The following is a 14,683-nucleotide window of genomic DNA, read 5'->3' as shown; positions in this document are numbered from 1 at the left end:
AGCTGGTAGACAAACTTGATTTTGTTGTTGTTCCATCGTTTTTATTATAGGAATATATAATGGTTTTCTTCTGAATAGCCTGAAATATATGGTGTTTTATGGTATTGTAATGGTAAATTCAAGGAATAGAGGTATATATATGTCTACACAAAGTCATTTTGAAGAGCACTGTTTTATATGCCAGAAACATAAAGGGGAAATTAAGGTGCCAGGCGGGGCAATTTATAAAGATGAGCTCGTATATGTGGGACATGTTCATTGGGAAGAAGACGAAACGTATCTTGGATATGTAATGATTGATATAAAAAGACATACGCCAGGGCTAGCTGAATTAACAGAAGAAGAAGCGAAATCTTTTGGTTTAATTACGAGTAGAGTAAGCCGTGCATTAAAAGAATGCGAGGGTGCAGAACATATTTATGCTTTCGTTTCTGGTAATGGAGTAAATCATATGCACATGCACATAATCCCGCGTTATCAAAATACACCGAAGGAATTTTGGTTACCAACTAAGATCGCAAATTGGAAAGGTGCACCTTATGGACAAGCAGAACAAATACAAAAATTATGTGAAAGAATACGAACGTATATGGTAAACGAATATGCATACAACAAATAATACTCAATACTCATGGGTTGGTAGTAATGAAATGTGTTTAGGGGAAATTTCAGTTCAGCGGTATGGTGATATAGTACTTGGTAGATATGGTGGAAATATGAGTGCAGGTGCAAAGAAGAATGAAGACGGTGCCTTGGTTTGGTCAAATAGAAATTGGGAATTTGCGATGATATTAGATGGACACAATAGTGCAGAAAGTGTCGCTTTAGTAGTAAATACAATCCAAAATGCCTATGCGAATATAAAAGTTTTACTAGAAGAACCAATTGAAACAGCATTTCGTTCTGTTGAAAATCATATTCTTTCACTTTTTCAATCTCATTCGTTTAAACAGGCGTGTCAGCAAGTGCAAGGGGAAACAGCTTGTTTAATATGTGTACGAAAAGAAAATTATATTTGGTGGCTTTCTATAGGGGATTGTCTCGTGTATGTATTTCATGAAGAGTTACATAAACTAGGGCAACATGCACTGAATCAACGTTATTTTTATGAATGGGTTGGGAATGTGAATACATTTTCTTTACCAGTTCCATGTTATTCTTCAGGTGTTCGAGAGCTACGTACAGGAAGCAATAGAGTCGTAATGGTAACAGATGGTGTACTAGAATGCGGAGAACGTCGTTATGAAAATCCGTTTTATTTGTATAAAGATATGTATGAAAATAAAGCGGAGCTAACAGAATGTGTTCAAAAGGTCTTAGAGTATGTTCATCATCAACTTGGAAGAGATAGTGCGACAATAATTAGTTGGGACTATGAAAATGCTGTTTATTCCACGTATCCGAGCGACCAACCAGAGAAGCGCCAATCTGTAAAATTAGTACAACAGGGAGAGAGAAAATGAAAAGGCCGTTATTACGTGCAGAAGCTATCATTATGAATGAAGACCATTCGAAAGTGCTCGTCCAATGTGACGAGCAAGGAGCATTCTATCGTTTTCCAGGTGGAACAATTGAGTTTGGCGAGACGGCATGTGAAGCAATTATTCGAGAATTACTTGAAGAATATAATTTACAGGTCCTAGTTGAAGAATTAGCAATTGTAAATGAGTACATATTTGAAGTGGGTCGAGGGTTAAATCATCAATGTACGTTATTTCATTGGTGCAAACCTGTAAAGGCTATAAATGAAGTGTTATTCCATAAAGAACATGAAAATGTCGTTCTTACATGGAAGAGTATGCAGGAATTGAAAAATAAGCCAACTTATCCTGAGGGGATTGTTACTTTGATAGAACAAAAGGGTGGTAGTATTACACATTTACTTACGAAAAGTTCATATTTCTAATCAAAGAGAAGGGATGTCTCTCACTAAAGTAATTGTGTTGATTCTACTTGTATTATTGTTTTGGTTTTCAGAGGAAAAGATAAGAAAAAAATTAAAGATATCAAGGAAAAAGGGATGGAAAGTTCAACATATTAATAAACTTCATAAATGGGGAGAAATTAGTCTTTTTACTATTTACTTAATTACGAGCTTCATTTTAATAGTGAATTTTGATTACATTAATATAGGTTACTTACTCTTTGCATTTTTAATCGTATTACATGTGTTTCGAACATTTATGGAATGGAAATACGATAAAGAATCAAAGGAATACGTATTTTTTTTGCGGCTATATGTTTAACGATTTTATTCAGTGTTGCAATTTATTTGTTTTAAAGTATAGATAAAAAGCAAGAGTAGTCTCCCTATATTTGAATATATGTAACTGCTCTTGCTTTTTATTTGTCATTACATCTTTTTAAAGCTTCTAAGTACAAGAAACTCCCACACTCTCCACGGAAGAATCTTTTTCGCAATCATCATCAGTTTTACACCTTTTCCAATTGGATATCGAAGTGTTGTATGTTTTGCAGCAGCAATCGCTACAACCTTTTGAGCGACATCAATCGGATTGCCAAATGTATCACTCCCACTATTAATATGACGTTGTATTTTATCCATATAATCTTTATAAGGAGAGTCTGCTTCTGAATAATTTTCAGCAAGTTCTTTACCAACTTCCCATATGTTTGTGTTATAGGAACCTGGCTCAATTAGAGAAACATCTATCCCAAAGGGTTTTGCCTCTAGGCGAAGGGATTCACTCCAACCTTCTAATGCGTATTTTGAAGAAACATAGGGGGATAAACCTGGGAATCCAACTTGGCCACTAATACTACTTACATTAATGATTTTTCCGCTTTTTTGCTTTCGCATATACGGTAATACAATTTGAGTTATAGATATTGCTCCAAATACATTTGTCTCAAATTGTCTGCGATATTCTTCTACTGGAATTTCCTCTATAAATCCACCGCTCGCATACCCTGCGTTATTGACGAGAAGGTCAATTCGGTCTAATTCTTTTAAAAACAATTGGAATGTATGTATTGAATTTTGATTTGTAACATCCAGTTGATGAATCTTGATATTATCCTGTAAATGTAATGCAGTAGCTTGCGATAATAAGTTTTCTTGTTTATCAAGATTACGCATTGTAGCGATGACGAAATAGTTCTTTTTCGCAAGCTCAAGGGTAGTTAAAAGGCCAAATCCACTGGATGCACCTGTAATAATAGCGATTTTATTCATTTCCCGCTCACTTTCTTTTTTCTTACATCATAACGATTTACGTGTAGAAAATCTATTATTCTCTTACATTATATTAGCAATCATAGATATTGTTTCTCTACATACATTTGTTATGATTGAAAATAATTATCAATTAAAAGGTTATTTATTGTTTTGTAAAAGGGATGTGAACTTTATGGAAGCTAGCAATTTTTATGATATTTTTCATAAATGTTTCAATGGCAATTGGCTTTATTTCTATTTTTTATGCCGTAGGGCAAATGGTAGGACCAGGCCTTGCTGGGTGGATCATTGAAAGACATGGTTTTGCGGCATCATACGGTTTAGGAGTTCTCGGCTTCTTTATTAATCTTTGCATTGGAATGAGTTTAAAAAAGGAAGTAAGTACAGATTTGAAATCGTTAGAACATAAACCAGTAGAAAAATAATGGGAATATTTTTGGATACAAAAATTTGCTGAAACATAGTGTTCTAGTTTGTTTGAAAAGTCAGAGTTGCTAGTTATTAACAGATTACGATACAATTGGAACGTACATTCTGTTTAGTGTAGAGTGTGCTATCTTCCTATTTCAATTGGTAATTCTTATTGATTAGAAAAGGAAGCGCGCGAGGTAGAATTTTGGATGAGGAGGATTTATTATGATATGTCATGTTCAAGATGCGGAAATATACTATGAAATCATTGGCGAAGGAAAACCGATTGTTATGCTGCATGGATGTTCTCTTGACCATAGAGCGATGAAGGGATGTATGGAACCATTATTTCATAAACATCCCGGTTATAAGCGGATATACATTGACTTACCAGGTATGGGGAAATCGAATGCACCAAAGTGGATAAATAGTTCTGATAGTTTATTCGATCTCTTAACTTCATGTATAGAAAAGATTATTCCTAATGAAAACTTTTTGCTTGTTGGAGAGTCATATGGTGGCTATTTATCTAGAGCGATGACTTCCAAAACCCCTCATCGCATTGACGGTTTATTGCTAATATGCCCTGTTATAATTGCAGAGCATGAGAAAAGAACAGTTCCAAATTCTAATCTCATTAAAAGTGATGATACATTTTTGAATAGTCTTCCACTGGATGAAAGAAGAGATTTTTGTGAACTAGCAGTAATAGCAAATGAGTATACATATAATCGATATAAAGAAGAAATTAAACCAGGACTTACAGTAGCCGATGATAAGTTTATCGGAATTTTACAAAAGAATTATAGTCTAACCTTTCCTTTAAATGAACGAAAATATGTAAATCCGGTTCTTGTACTTGCAGGACGGCAAGATATAGTTGTAGGATACAAAGATTTATTAGAAGTTATTGAAGATTATCCACGAGCAACATTCGCTGTTCTAGATATGTCGGGGCATAATTTGCAGATTGAACAGCCTGAATTATTTGAAGGTTTAGTGAAAGAATGGCTAGTGAGAGTAAATACTACGCAGTTTAAATAATATTTTTTAGTCATTTACACCTATATAATTAAGAAAAAATTTCACAATGAATTATATTTTTATGCTAATAAAAGTCCAGTCCGGAATATTGATTAATCTATTAAATTTGAAAGCTTATGAGGGAATGTCGTTTTGCTTGTTGGTTTCTAACATCGTGTACAAAAGTGGACATAATGAGACAACTGTCTCATTATGTCCACTTTTTTCTCTTTTCAAAAGAGAAAAAGCCTAGCATTCTAACGTTTTAAATTTGGCACGATACTTGCAATATAAAAGGCGAACAAGAAAATAGGAGGGCTGAAACATGTTAAAAACAACTGAAAGTAAAGGGAATGAAATGACACAAGAACAAGCTCGTTGGATGTACGAAAAAATGTTAGAGATTCGTAAATTTGAAGATAAGGTGCACGAATTGTTCGCGCAAGGTGTATTACCAGGTTTCGTTCATTTATATGCCGGGGAAGAAGCGGTAGCAGTTGGTGTGTGTGCCCACTTAACAGATAGCGATAGTATTACAAGTACACATAGAGGTCATGGGCATTGTATCGCAAAAGGTTGTGATTTAAATGGGATGATGGCAGAACTCTTCGGGAAAGCGACTGGGTTATGTAAAGGAAAAGGCGGTTCGATGCATATCGCTGATTTAGATAAAGGGATGCTTGGGGCAAATGGTATTGTAGGAGGTGGATTTCCACTTGCATGCGGCTCGGCGTTAACAGCCAAGTATAAAGGGACGAAAGATGTGAGCATTTGTTTCTTTGGAGATGGAGCTAACAATGAAGGAACGTTTCATGAAGGTGTGAATTTAGCTGCGATCTGGAAACTGCCGGTTATCTTTGTTGCTGAAAATAATGGTTACGGTGAAGCTACACCATTTGAATATGCGTCTAGTTGTAAATCAATTGCAGATCGTGCGAAGGCTTATGATATTCCTGGTGTTCGTGTTGATGGGAAAGACCTTTTAGCTGTATATAAAGCAGCGGAAGAAGCGGTTGAACGTGCGCGTAATGGAGAAGGACCAACTTTAATTGAGTGCATGACATATCGAAATTACGGTCACTTCGAAGGTGAAGCACAAACATATAAAACAGCAGAAGAAAGAGAAGAGCATTTAAATGAAAAAGATGCGATTGTGAATTTCCGTAAACATTTAATTAATGAGGGTTTACTTACAGAAACTGAACTTGTTGACATGGAAAAAGTGGTGGATGAAGCAGTGCAAAAAGCAATTGGGTTTAGTGAAAATAGTCCGTACCCAGCTGATGAAGAACTATTAAAAGATGTATATGTTTCTTATAAATAAGAGGAGGGTGAAAAATAATGACTAGAATTGAGAGTATGTCAACTGCAATTAATGAAGCGATGAAATTAGCAATGCGACGTGATGAAAATGTTATTTTAATCGGGGAAGATGTTGCAGGAGGTGCACAAGTGGATCACCTGCAAGATGATGAAGCATGGGGTGGCGTGCTTGGAGTTACAAAAGGACTTGTACAAGAATTTGGCCGCAATCGCATTTTAGATACGCCGATTTCTGAAGCTGGTTATATGGGAGCTGCGATGGCTGCTGCTGCAACAGGGTTACGTCCAATTGCTGAATTAATGTTTAATGACTTTATTGGTAGCTGTCTAGATCCAGTATTAAATCAAGGGGCGAAATTCCGCTACATGTTTGGCGGTAAAGCGAAAGTACCTGTTACGGTCCGGACGATGCACGGCGCTGGATTCAGTGCAGCAGCGCAGCATTCTCAAAGCTTATATGCATTATTTACAAGTATTCCTGGCATTAAAGTGGTTGTTCCGTCAACACCATATGATGCAAAAGGGTTATTGCTAGCGTCAATTGAAGATGATGATCCAGTAATCTTCTTTGAAGATAAAACGCTTTACAATATGAAAGGCGAAGTTCCGGAAGACTATTACACAATTCCATTAGGAAAAGCAGATGTGAAACGAGAAGGCTCTGATGTGACGATTGTAGCAATTGGGAAACAAGTTCATACGGCGCTAGAAGCTGCGAAGCAGTTAACGAAGAAAGGATTTGAAGTGGAAGTAATTGACCCGCGCTGTTTATCACCGCTTGATGAAGAGACAATTTTGAAATCTGTTGAAAAAACAAATCGCCTAATTGTAATTGATGAAGCGAACCCAAGATGTAGCATCGCAACAGATATTGCGGCAATTGTTGCGGATAAAGGGTTTGACTTATTAGATGCGCCAATTAAACGAATTACAGCGCCGCACACACCAGTTCCATTCTCACCACCACTTGAAAAATTATATTTACCGACACCTGAAAAAGTAATTGAAACAGTATCTGAAATGATTGGAGACCGTTCTTTATTAAATGTGTAACGAAACAATGAGAAGGGAGAGAGAGGTATGGCTGTAGAAGTTGTAATGCCGAAACTAGGAATGGCAATGAAAGAAGGAATTGTAACAGCTTGGAACATAAAAACAGGCGATAACGTTACGAAAGGCGAATCAATCGCAAGTATTAACTCCGAAAAAATTGAAATGGAAATTGAATCCCCAGCGGATGGAACTGTTTTAGATATAGCTGTGGGAGAGGATCAAGGTGTTCCTCCTGGTACTGTTATTTGTTATATCGGCAAACCCCATGAAGCAGTACCGCAGCATGAAGAACAATCTACTTCAGAAGATCTAGCACCTAAAATGGAAATATCTTCCAAAGATATACAGCATTCAGAACCATATGCAAAAGAAGGAACAAAACAAAGAATTAACATTTCGCCAGTAGCTCGGAAAATTGCCAAAGCTGAAAATCTTGATATTACTAAACTAGTAGGAACAGGGCCTGGGGGAAGAATTACGAAGGTTGATGTTTTAAAAGTAGTAGAAGAAAAAGCTACAATTCCAAAAGTACCTGAGCAAGAACAAAGTAAACAAATTCTTGTTACTGGTATGCGTAAAGCGATTGCGAGTCGTATGCATGCAAGTTTACAAAACAGTGCGCAATTAACATTAACAATGAAGGTAGATGTTACAGATTTAGTTGCATTACATAAAGAAGTGGCTGATAGCGTACAAAAACGATATGAAAATAAATTAACGATTACGGATTTTGTTTCTCGAGCTGTTGTTTTAGCACTGCAGGAGCACAAAGGAATGAATAGTGCGTATATCGATGACACAATCCATCAATTTGAACATGTTCATTTAGGAATGGCTGTAGCATTGGACAATGGTTTAGTTGTACCAGCAATTCGTTTTGCGAACAATTTATCGCTTGTACAATTATCAAAAGAAATTAAAGTAACTGCATCAAAAGCAAGAGAAGGTAGTCTAAGTAGTGATGATATGCAAGGGACAACATTTACAATTAGTAATTTAGGTGCATATGGAATTGAATATTTTACACCGGTATTAAATACACCTGAGACTGGGATTTTAGGTGTAGGGACAATTGAACATGTTCCTGTATACAGAGGAGAAGAATTACAAAAAGGTAGCATTCTACCTTTAAGTTTAACATTCGATCACCGCGTATTAGACGGTGCACCGGCTGCTGTGTTTTTACGTACGATTAAACAATATTTAGAAGATCCAGTGACAATTCTTTTATAAAAAGAAGGTGAGAGAATGAGTAAATTAGTTGTAATCGGCGGGGGACCAGCTGGATATGTCGCTGCAATTACTGCGGCTCAAAATGGAAAAGAAGTTATTCTCGTTGAGGAAAATGCGCTTGGCGGTACATGTTTAAATGTAGGATGTATGCCAACGAAATCGTTGTTAGAAAGTGCGGAAGTACACGATATCGTGAAACATGCAAAGGAGTTTGGAGTAAGGCTTCCAAAAGATGATATTTTAATTGATTGGAAACAAATGCAAAATCGGAAACAGAAAATCGTTACACAGCTTGTACAAGGCATCCAGTATTTAATGAAGAAAAATAAAATTAAAGTAATAACAGGAAAAGCTCGCTTTCAAACGGATTATCGTTTGCAAATTATACAGGGTAGTAAAGAAGAAACTTTAGATGCGAATCAATTTATTATCGCATCTGGATCAGAGCCTACTGAATTGCCATTTGCACCATTCGATGGAAAATGGATTTTGAATAGTAGTCATGCGATGGCCCTTGAGCATATACCAGTATCCTTACTCATTGTTGGTGGTGGAGTAATAGGGTGTGAGTTTGCTAGTATTTATAGTAGGCTCGGAACGAAAGTAACAATTGTTGAAATGGCACCGCAACTTCTTCCAGATGAAGATGAAGATATCGCAAATATTTTAAGAGGAAAATTAGAGAGTGATGGTGTTCACATTTTTACTGAAACGAGTTTAAAAGGTTTGAATAATCATAAGAAACAAGCATCATTTGAAAATAAGGATGGTTCTCATCAGTTAAACCCAGAGTATGTTCTTGTTTCAGTTGGTAGAAAACCACGTGTGAATGATTTGGGACTTGAAACAGCAGGAGTAGAATTTTTAAGTAAAGGCATTCCTGTAAATGAGCATATGCAAACAAATGTTTCACATATTTACGCTGCAGGTGATATTATTGGTGGGATTCAGCTTGCTCATGTCGCTTTCCATGAAGGAGCTACAGCTGCACTACATGCGTGTGGTGAAGAAGCGAAAGTGAATTATCACGCAGTACCGCGGTGCATCTATACAGCACCAGAAATCGCAAGTGTTGGTTTAACTGAAAAATGTGCACGTAATCAATATGGAGATATTCTCGTTGGCGAATTTCCATTTAACGCAAACGGAAAAGCACTTATTCTAGGAGAACAAATTGGAAAAGTGAAAGTAATTGTTGAGCCGAAATATCAAGAAATCATTGGAATCTCTATTGTTGGACCCCATGCAACAGAATTGATTGGACAAGGAACTGTCATGCTTCATACGGAAGTAACAGCTGATATCATGAGAGATTTTATCGCAGCGCATCCGACGTTATCGGAAGCAATTCATGAAGCGGTGTTACAGGCGATAGGACATGCTGTGCATGCGTGAGAAGAAAGTACAGAAAAACGAGTATAGAACCTAATCGGTTTTGTACTCGTTTTTAATTATTTAATTCTTCTTTATGTTAAAATATAGTAAAAAGTCGTGACGTTTAATAGTAGACTTGTTTAACTTTAAGGTAGTGTTAAATTATTCGATATATCAAAGGAGTATACTATGATAATTAACAAACAGGAATTTTATGCAAATGGAATCCGTTATATTGTTAGATCCGCACTTGAAAAAGATGCAAAAGATTTGTCTGATTTAAGATTACAGATTGATGGCGAGACCGAAAATATGGATAGAGAAAAAGGAGAGGCATTCATAGATATACCAGGGTTTAAAGAAATTATAAAAAAGGATACTGAAAGTCCGAGGAACTTATTTTTAGTTGCTGTAGTGAATGATCAAATCGTCGGGTTTTCAAGATGCGAAGGAGTGTATTTAAAGAGATTCTCTCATAAAATAGAGTTTGGAATATGTGTATTAAAAGAGTTTTGGGGACATGGGATTGGTAAAAATCTTTTACAAAATTCTATTTCTTGGGCTGACACCAATGGAATTAAAAAGATTACTTTGAATGTGTTGGAAATAAATGAGAAAGCTATTAAACTGTATAAAAAGCTAGGATTTGAAATTGAAGGGGTATTAAAAAATGATAAAAGGCTTGCTGATGGTCAATATTATAATACTATCATTATGGGGAGATTTCACGGGGAATAGTTTATAAAATTACGTATATATGTAAAGGAGTGAGAATCTTGCAACTTAAAATAAAGTTTTATATAAGTATGGTGTCCACTGTGTTGTTTATTATAGCAAGCACTATATTTTTTCAGAACGATCATCCAATGAAATGGTTATGGGTGTTTATTACAGCCAGTTCTATTGCGCAAAATGTAGTGTTATATAGAAAATATAAAAGTGTGCATTAAAATATTCGAATTGTTAACATGTTTGTGTCATCTTCCTCATTTTATTGAAAACGTTTTTATGGAGTTTTATAATAAAATTATATTTCCTCGCATGAACTCCTAAAAATGAATCTCCAAAATAATAAAAAAGGAGATGATAGAATGTTAGCTTCACCGTTTTACTTACATACTTGGAAAAGGTTTGTTGATGAAGGTGTTCTTGATTCTGCTAGAATAAATAAAAGAATTTCAGAATCTTGGCATCGCTCTAAACAAGCGAATGTCAATCCGCATATGAATAAAGGTCAGAATATTTTAACTTCAATTGTATTTGATAAGCAAAAACAAAAAAGCGAAATTTTCCTTGATATAGCTTTACCACATTTACAAAATATGAAAAAAACAATTGATGAATTACAGATGATGGCACTGTTAATTGATCCTGATGGATACGTACTTTCTCTAACTGGAAATAATAGGACGTTAAAGCAAGCAAAGCACATTAATTTTATTGAAGGTGTGAAATGGACAGAAGCAGCTGTAGGAACGAATGCAATTGGTACGGCACTTGCTATAGAAGAAGCGATTATGATAAGTGGTACAGAGCATTATTCTGTTGCATCCCATAGTTGGAGTTGTGCAGCTGCACCCATTCATAATGATGATGGGAAATTAATTGGTGTCCTTGATTTTTCATGTCCTATCGAGTTTTCGCATCCATATATGCTAGGTATGGTAACCTCAATTGCTCATGCAATTGAACGTGAATGTAGCATTCGTGTACATCAGCATGAATTACAATTAATTCATCGTTTTTTAGATGTAATTGACAGTGAGGAGCCAGTAGTGATTTGTAATCATCGGCAAGTTGTCATTTCTGCAAGCAAACCAGTTCGAGAACTAGTCTCTAATTGGTCACGCATGAAGGTAAATGATTTATTACAGTATGGATTTCAAAGTCGGATGGAGGTACCTGTATATAATAATGATAGGATGATAGGGAAGTGTATATACCTATTAAAAAATCAATCTCAAAAAGTGTACCACGCTGTACAAATGCAGAAGGAAGTACATTTCCCAGGAGTTGTTGGAACGAGTGATTCATTCCAACGTACGTTAGAAGAAATTAAACTTGTTTCGCAGGCTGATGCAAGTGTTTGTGTTTGCGGAGAAACTGGAGTCGGGAAAGAATATGTCGCAAGAGCAATTCATGAGAATAGTACAAGAAAAAATGGTCCGTTTGTTGCGGTTAACTGCGGGGCATTACCGAAAGAATTAATGGAAAGTGAATTATTTGGTTATGTGGAAGGAGCCTTTACAGGGGCACGCCGCCAAGGATATAAAGGGAAGTTTGAACAAGCGAATGGTGGAACGATTTTTCTTGATGAAATAGGAGAAGTTCCCCCGGAAATGCAAGTAGCTCTATTGCGGGTTTTACAAGAGCGTAAAGTAACACCGATTGGAAGCACGAAAGAAGTGCCGGTAGATATTCGCATCATTACGGCAACGCACCGTGATTTACTGCAGCTAGTAGAGGAAGGGGAATTCCGCCAAGATTTATACTATCGCTTACATGTATATCCGATTTATGTACCTTCTTTATGTGAAAGAAAAGAGGATATTCCCTATTTTATTCAAGATTTTTGTAAAAAGAAAGACTGGGATGTTCAATTTCCAACAAACGTATACGAGCAATTCCTACATCATAAATGGGCAGGAAATATTCGTGAACTACTAAATGTATTAGAACGTATATACATTCTTTCGCAAGGGCGAGAAATATGCGAAAACCAAATTTCTTTCTTGTTACAAACAATGAATGTAAATCAAAAGAATGTGGAATTAAAAGAACAAAAAGCCGTGAAACATGAACATACATTAACGTTTCGTGAAAAAATACAGCGGGATGGAATGATTGAAGCACTTCAAAAAACAAAGGGAAATGTCTCGCTTGCGGCAAAGCTATTAGATGTCCCGCGAAGCACATTTTATAAACGAATGCAGCGATTTCAGTTGTAAAAGAAGCAGGTTTCTATCAATCTGCTTCTTTTATATATGTGCACGTTCTGTCGGAATATGCGCTTACCGGGGAAATAGTAAACGATAAAAGGTGTTATACATTTAAGTTAATCATGATGATAAGCGAAACAATTGTGCGCGATATGTACTTCTTCGTTGAACAAATCCTATTTTTCTTGCTAACTGATCCAGAACATGTGGTGACATATGTCACTGTATTCCTTTAGAAAACAATTGTAATTTCTTAGAATAGGAGATAATAAATGAAAAAAATAATATTAGGATTATTAGTAATATTTTTGCTTATATTCATGTACATGTCTTTAATAGATGATAAAGATAAAGTTTCTTTTACTCCTGATCTAATTTCAAAGATAAAATACTTAGAAACCGATTCTGTTGCTGGAGATACATTTAGAGATTATGGTAAAGAAGCACGCACAGTGTTTCAAAAGCTAAGTAATCAAAAAAAGATTGTAACAAAAAAAGATTTTTTGACAAAGAAATTTTTTGAAGAATCTTCTCAACGTAATGTTGAGTTTATATTAGAGGATGGTAAAAAAATCAAATTCAAACTATTGTTTTTTAGTGTTGAACAATATTATGAAGAAGCGTTTGTTCAACGTATAGGGGATGACACCATTTACTATTTAAATAAAGTAGATGCAACAGATATAGCAATGCAATTTACAAATCGTTAATGTTTTTCTTAAAAAGTTATGTTCTATATCTAATAAGTATAAAGTAAAAACATCCCAAAACGATTTGGGTACGGTTCATTCTATTAGAACGTGAGAAGACATATGTCGTTGTAATTCTTCAGCAATCGGTTAAAGTTCATCAAGAATCGAGAGATGCATAAACAAACGTCATCCTTTCCTATAATTCTATAGAAAGGATAACGTCTTTTTTGTTTCATGGATAGTGCAAAACTTTAGTTTAAATATGGAAAAAGAGAATTATATTTTTATTAAAACATAGAAAACAAACATTTTTATTGTTAAAATGAGGAATAATATATATTATGGGGAGGAATTTTGTCGTATGAAGAAAAGAATACTATCAATTTGTGTAGCTGCTAGTTTATTAGTGCCAGCTTCTTTTTATGTGGAAAGAAATGTACAAGCTGAAAGTAACAATATTGTACAACAAGCTGTACAAAGTAATAAAGGCTGGGTGAATGAATATGGAGTGTGGTATTACTATGAAAACGGTGTGAAAAAGAAAGGTTGGCTAAATAGTGGGGGTTCATGGTATTACTTAGATAAAAATTATGGTTATATGCACACAGGTTGGTATAACGATGGATACAATGAGTATTATTTAGACGAGAGCAGCGGGGCAATGCAAACAGGTTGGATGTTTGTTGGATACAACTGGTATTATTTTGAGGGAACTGGAGCAATGAAGAAAGGTTGGTTAAATAGTGGAGGTTCATGGTATTATTTAAATCAAGAATCTGGTTATATGCATACAGGAGAACTCTACGATGGAAAAGATTTATATTACTTAGATAATCAAAGTGGAACAATGAAGACGGGTTGGGTATTTAATGGATATAATTGGATGTATATGAATGGGAATGGTAATGCACATGGTGGCTGGTTAAAAGAGGGGAACTCATGGTACTACTTAAATCCTAACTATTATTACATGTCTACCGGTTGGGATATAATTGATGGGAAATCCCATTACTTTGCTCACAATGGAGTTTGGCAGTACTCAAAATAGTAAGCGGCTCAAATACTAGATAGTATCTTTCATTTAATCTAAATAAATAAACATAAAGCAACTCCAAAATATACAATAAAAGTTAATTTTAGAGTTGTTTTTTTTGTTTACTTATATATTATTGGGGTCCACCACATTGCCATCAACCTAAGAAAACAGGTCACCCCAAAAACGATAAATAAGCTTTTTTGTTACAAGAAAGCCTAAAAATTTCGTTCTGGGGGGTGTAATAAAACTTTAGCTTGATGGCAATGTGGTAGGACCCCACATCCATCAACTTAAGGATTTAGACTATTTTTGAAGTTAAAAGCACGTTACTATTCTCTTATGTTAATGAGAAAGGGTGACGTGCTTTTTATGAATATGCATCAAAAACAAGAGTTATCTT

General features: G+C 35.4%; 14 protein-coding genes and 1 pseudogene. 14 read left to right on the top strand and 1 reads right to left on the bottom strand.

Annotated elements, in window-relative coordinates:
- Positions 1 to 139 precede the first annotated feature (139 nt).
- The 4 genes from AAIE21_RS20000 to AAIE21_RS29635 are packed head-to-tail and all read left to right on the top strand — an operon-like array spanning position 140 to position 2,246.
- On the top strand, positions 140 to 619 hold the full coding sequence (locus AAIE21_RS20000) for an HIT family protein (protein WP_343268392.1): 480 nt from the start codon (positions 140 to 142) through the stop codon (positions 617 to 619).
- Complete coding sequence (locus tag AAIE21_RS19995) at positions 603 to 1,463, top strand: PP2C family serine/threonine-protein phosphatase (RefSeq protein ID WP_343268391.1); 861 nt, start codon at positions 603 to 605, stop codon at positions 1,461 to 1,463. The genes AAIE21_RS20000 and AAIE21_RS19995 overlap by 17 nt, the downstream gene beginning before the upstream one ends.
- The gene (locus AAIE21_RS19990; protein ID WP_343268390.1) at positions 1,460 to 1,906 is read left to right on the top strand and encodes an NUDIX domain-containing protein; all 447 of its coding nucleotides are present in this window, start codon (positions 1,460 to 1,462) and stop codon (positions 1,904 to 1,906) included. The genes AAIE21_RS19995 and AAIE21_RS19990 overlap by 4 nt, the downstream gene beginning before the upstream one ends.
- 13 nt (positions 1,907 to 1,919) lie before the next feature.
- Positions 1,920 to 2,246 carry a DUF4181 domain-containing protein gene (locus tag AAIE21_RS29635; RefSeq protein WP_481858698.1) on the top strand — a complete coding sequence of 109 codons (327 nt, stop codon included), beginning with the start codon at positions 1,920 to 1,922 and terminating at the stop codon, positions 2,244 to 2,246.
- A 107-nt stretch (positions 2,247 to 2,353) separates the two neighbouring features.
- On the opposite strand, the gene AAIE21_RS19985 is transcribed toward AAIE21_RS29635, so the two are convergent.
- A complete protein-coding gene (locus tag AAIE21_RS19985) occupies positions 2,354 to 3,196 on the bottom strand; it encodes an oxidoreductase (RefSeq protein ID WP_343268389.1) in 843 nt (280 codons plus the stop codon).
- Positions 3,197 to 3,408: 212 nt separating this feature from the next.
- Between AAIE21_RS19985 and AAIE21_RS19980 the strand changes: the two are divergent.
- From AAIE21_RS19980 to AAIE21_RS19935, 10 genes and pseudogenes are all read left to right on the top strand, one after another.
- A pseudogene (locus AAIE21_RS19980) lies at positions 3,409 to 3,624 on the top strand (MFS transporter); the annotation flags it as partial.
- A 211-nt stretch (positions 3,625 to 3,835) separates the two neighbouring features.
- Entirely contained in the window at positions 3,836 to 4,654 is an 819-nt protein-coding gene (locus AAIE21_RS19975) for an alpha/beta fold hydrolase (protein WP_343268388.1), read from the top strand.
- A gap of 304 nt (positions 4,655 to 4,958) precedes the next feature.
- The gene (locus AAIE21_RS19970) at positions 4,959 to 5,957 is read left to right on the top strand and encodes a thiamine pyrophosphate-dependent dehydrogenase E1 component subunit alpha (protein ID WP_343268387.1); all 999 of its coding nucleotides are present in this window, start codon (positions 4,959 to 4,961) and stop codon (positions 5,955 to 5,957) included.
- 17 nt (positions 5,958 to 5,974) lie between these two features.
- Positions 5,975 to 7,009, top strand: coding sequence for an acetoin:2,6-dichlorophenolindophenol oxidoreductase subunit beta (acoB, locus tag AAIE21_RS19965; protein ID WP_343268386.1), 1,035 nt, complete (start codon positions 5,975 to 5,977; stop codon positions 7,007 to 7,009).
- Between the two features lie 27 nt (positions 7,010 to 7,036).
- Positions 7,037 to 8,242, top strand: coding sequence for a dihydrolipoamide acetyltransferase family protein (locus AAIE21_RS19960; RefSeq protein WP_343268385.1), 1,206 nt, complete (start codon positions 7,037 to 7,039; stop codon positions 8,240 to 8,242).
- 15 nt (positions 8,243 to 8,257) lie between these two features.
- Positions 8,258 to 9,637, top strand: coding sequence for a dihydrolipoyl dehydrogenase (gene lpdA / locus AAIE21_RS19955; protein WP_343268384.1), 1,380 nt, complete (start codon positions 8,258 to 8,260; stop codon positions 9,635 to 9,637).
- Positions 9,638 to 9,805: 168 nt separating this feature from the next.
- The gene (locus AAIE21_RS19950; RefSeq protein WP_343268383.1) at positions 9,806 to 10,354 is read left to right on the top strand and encodes a GNAT family N-acetyltransferase; all 549 of its coding nucleotides are present in this window, start codon (positions 9,806 to 9,808) and stop codon (positions 10,352 to 10,354) included.
- A 353-nt stretch (positions 10,355 to 10,707) separates the two neighbouring features.
- Positions 10,708 to 12,564 carry a sigma-54-dependent Fis family transcriptional regulator gene (locus AAIE21_RS19945; protein WP_343268382.1) on the top strand — a complete coding sequence of 619 codons (1,857 nt, stop codon included), beginning with the start codon at positions 10,708 to 10,710 and terminating at the stop codon, positions 12,562 to 12,564.
- Positions 12,565 to 12,827: 263 nt separating this feature from the next.
- Positions 12,828 to 13,265, top strand: a complete 438-nt coding sequence (locus AAIE21_RS19940) for a hypothetical protein (protein ID WP_343268381.1) — start codon at positions 12,828 to 12,830, stop codon at positions 13,263 to 13,265.
- Between the two features lie 343 nt (positions 13,266 to 13,608).
- A complete protein-coding gene (locus AAIE21_RS19935) occupies positions 13,609 to 14,295 on the top strand; it encodes a PspC-like choline-binding domain-containing protein (RefSeq protein WP_343268380.1) in 687 nt (228 codons plus the stop codon).
- Positions 14,296 to 14,683 lie beyond the last annotated feature (388 nt).

The organism is Paenibacillus sp. 102 (assembly GCF_039549175.1).
Lineage (GTDB): Bacteria > Bacillota > Bacilli > Bacillales > Bacillaceae_G > Bacillus_A.
Note: the sequence above shows the minus strand (reverse complement) of the source record. Positions and strands in the feature narration are given on the sequence as shown.

Coding starts and splice junctions, on each gene's coding strand:
- AAIE21_RS20000 (WP_343268392.1), top strand. CDS start 140: ATGTCTACACAAAGTCATTTTGAAGAGCACTGTTTTATATGCCAGAAA.
- AAIE21_RS19995 (WP_343268391.1), top strand. CDS start 603: ATGCATACAACAAATAATACTCAATACTCATGGGTTGGTAGTAATGAA.
- AAIE21_RS19990 (WP_343268390.1), top strand. CDS start 1,460: ATGAAAAGGCCGTTATTACGTGCAGAAGCTATCATTATGAATGAAGAC.
- AAIE21_RS29635 (WP_481858698.1), top strand. CDS start 1,920: ATGTCTCTCACTAAAGTAATTGTGTTGATTCTACTTGTATTATTGTTT.
- AAIE21_RS19985 (WP_343268389.1), bottom strand. CDS start 3,196: ATGAATAAAATCGCTATTATTACAGGTGCATCCAGTGGATTTGGCCTT.
- AAIE21_RS19975 (WP_343268388.1), top strand. CDS start 3,836: ATGATATGTCATGTTCAAGATGCGGAAATATACTATGAAATCATTGGC.
- AAIE21_RS19970 (WP_343268387.1), top strand. CDS start 4,959: ATGTTAAAAACAACTGAAAGTAAAGGGAATGAAATGACACAAGAACAA.
- acoB (WP_343268386.1), top strand. CDS start 5,975: ATGACTAGAATTGAGAGTATGTCAACTGCAATTAATGAAGCGATGAAA.
- AAIE21_RS19960 (WP_343268385.1), top strand. CDS start 7,037: ATGGCTGTAGAAGTTGTAATGCCGAAACTAGGAATGGCAATGAAAGAA.
- lpdA (WP_343268384.1), top strand. CDS start 8,258: ATGAGTAAATTAGTTGTAATCGGCGGGGGACCAGCTGGATATGTCGCT.
- AAIE21_RS19950 (WP_343268383.1), top strand. CDS start 9,806: ATGATAATTAACAAACAGGAATTTTATGCAAATGGAATCCGTTATATT.
- AAIE21_RS19945 (WP_343268382.1), top strand. CDS start 10,708: ATGTTAGCTTCACCGTTTTACTTACATACTTGGAAAAGGTTTGTTGAT.
- AAIE21_RS19940 (WP_343268381.1), top strand. CDS start 12,828: ATGAAAAAAATAATATTAGGATTATTAGTAATATTTTTGCTTATATTC.
- AAIE21_RS19935 (WP_343268380.1), top strand. CDS start 13,609: ATGAAGAAAAGAATACTATCAATTTGTGTAGCTGCTAGTTTATTAGTG.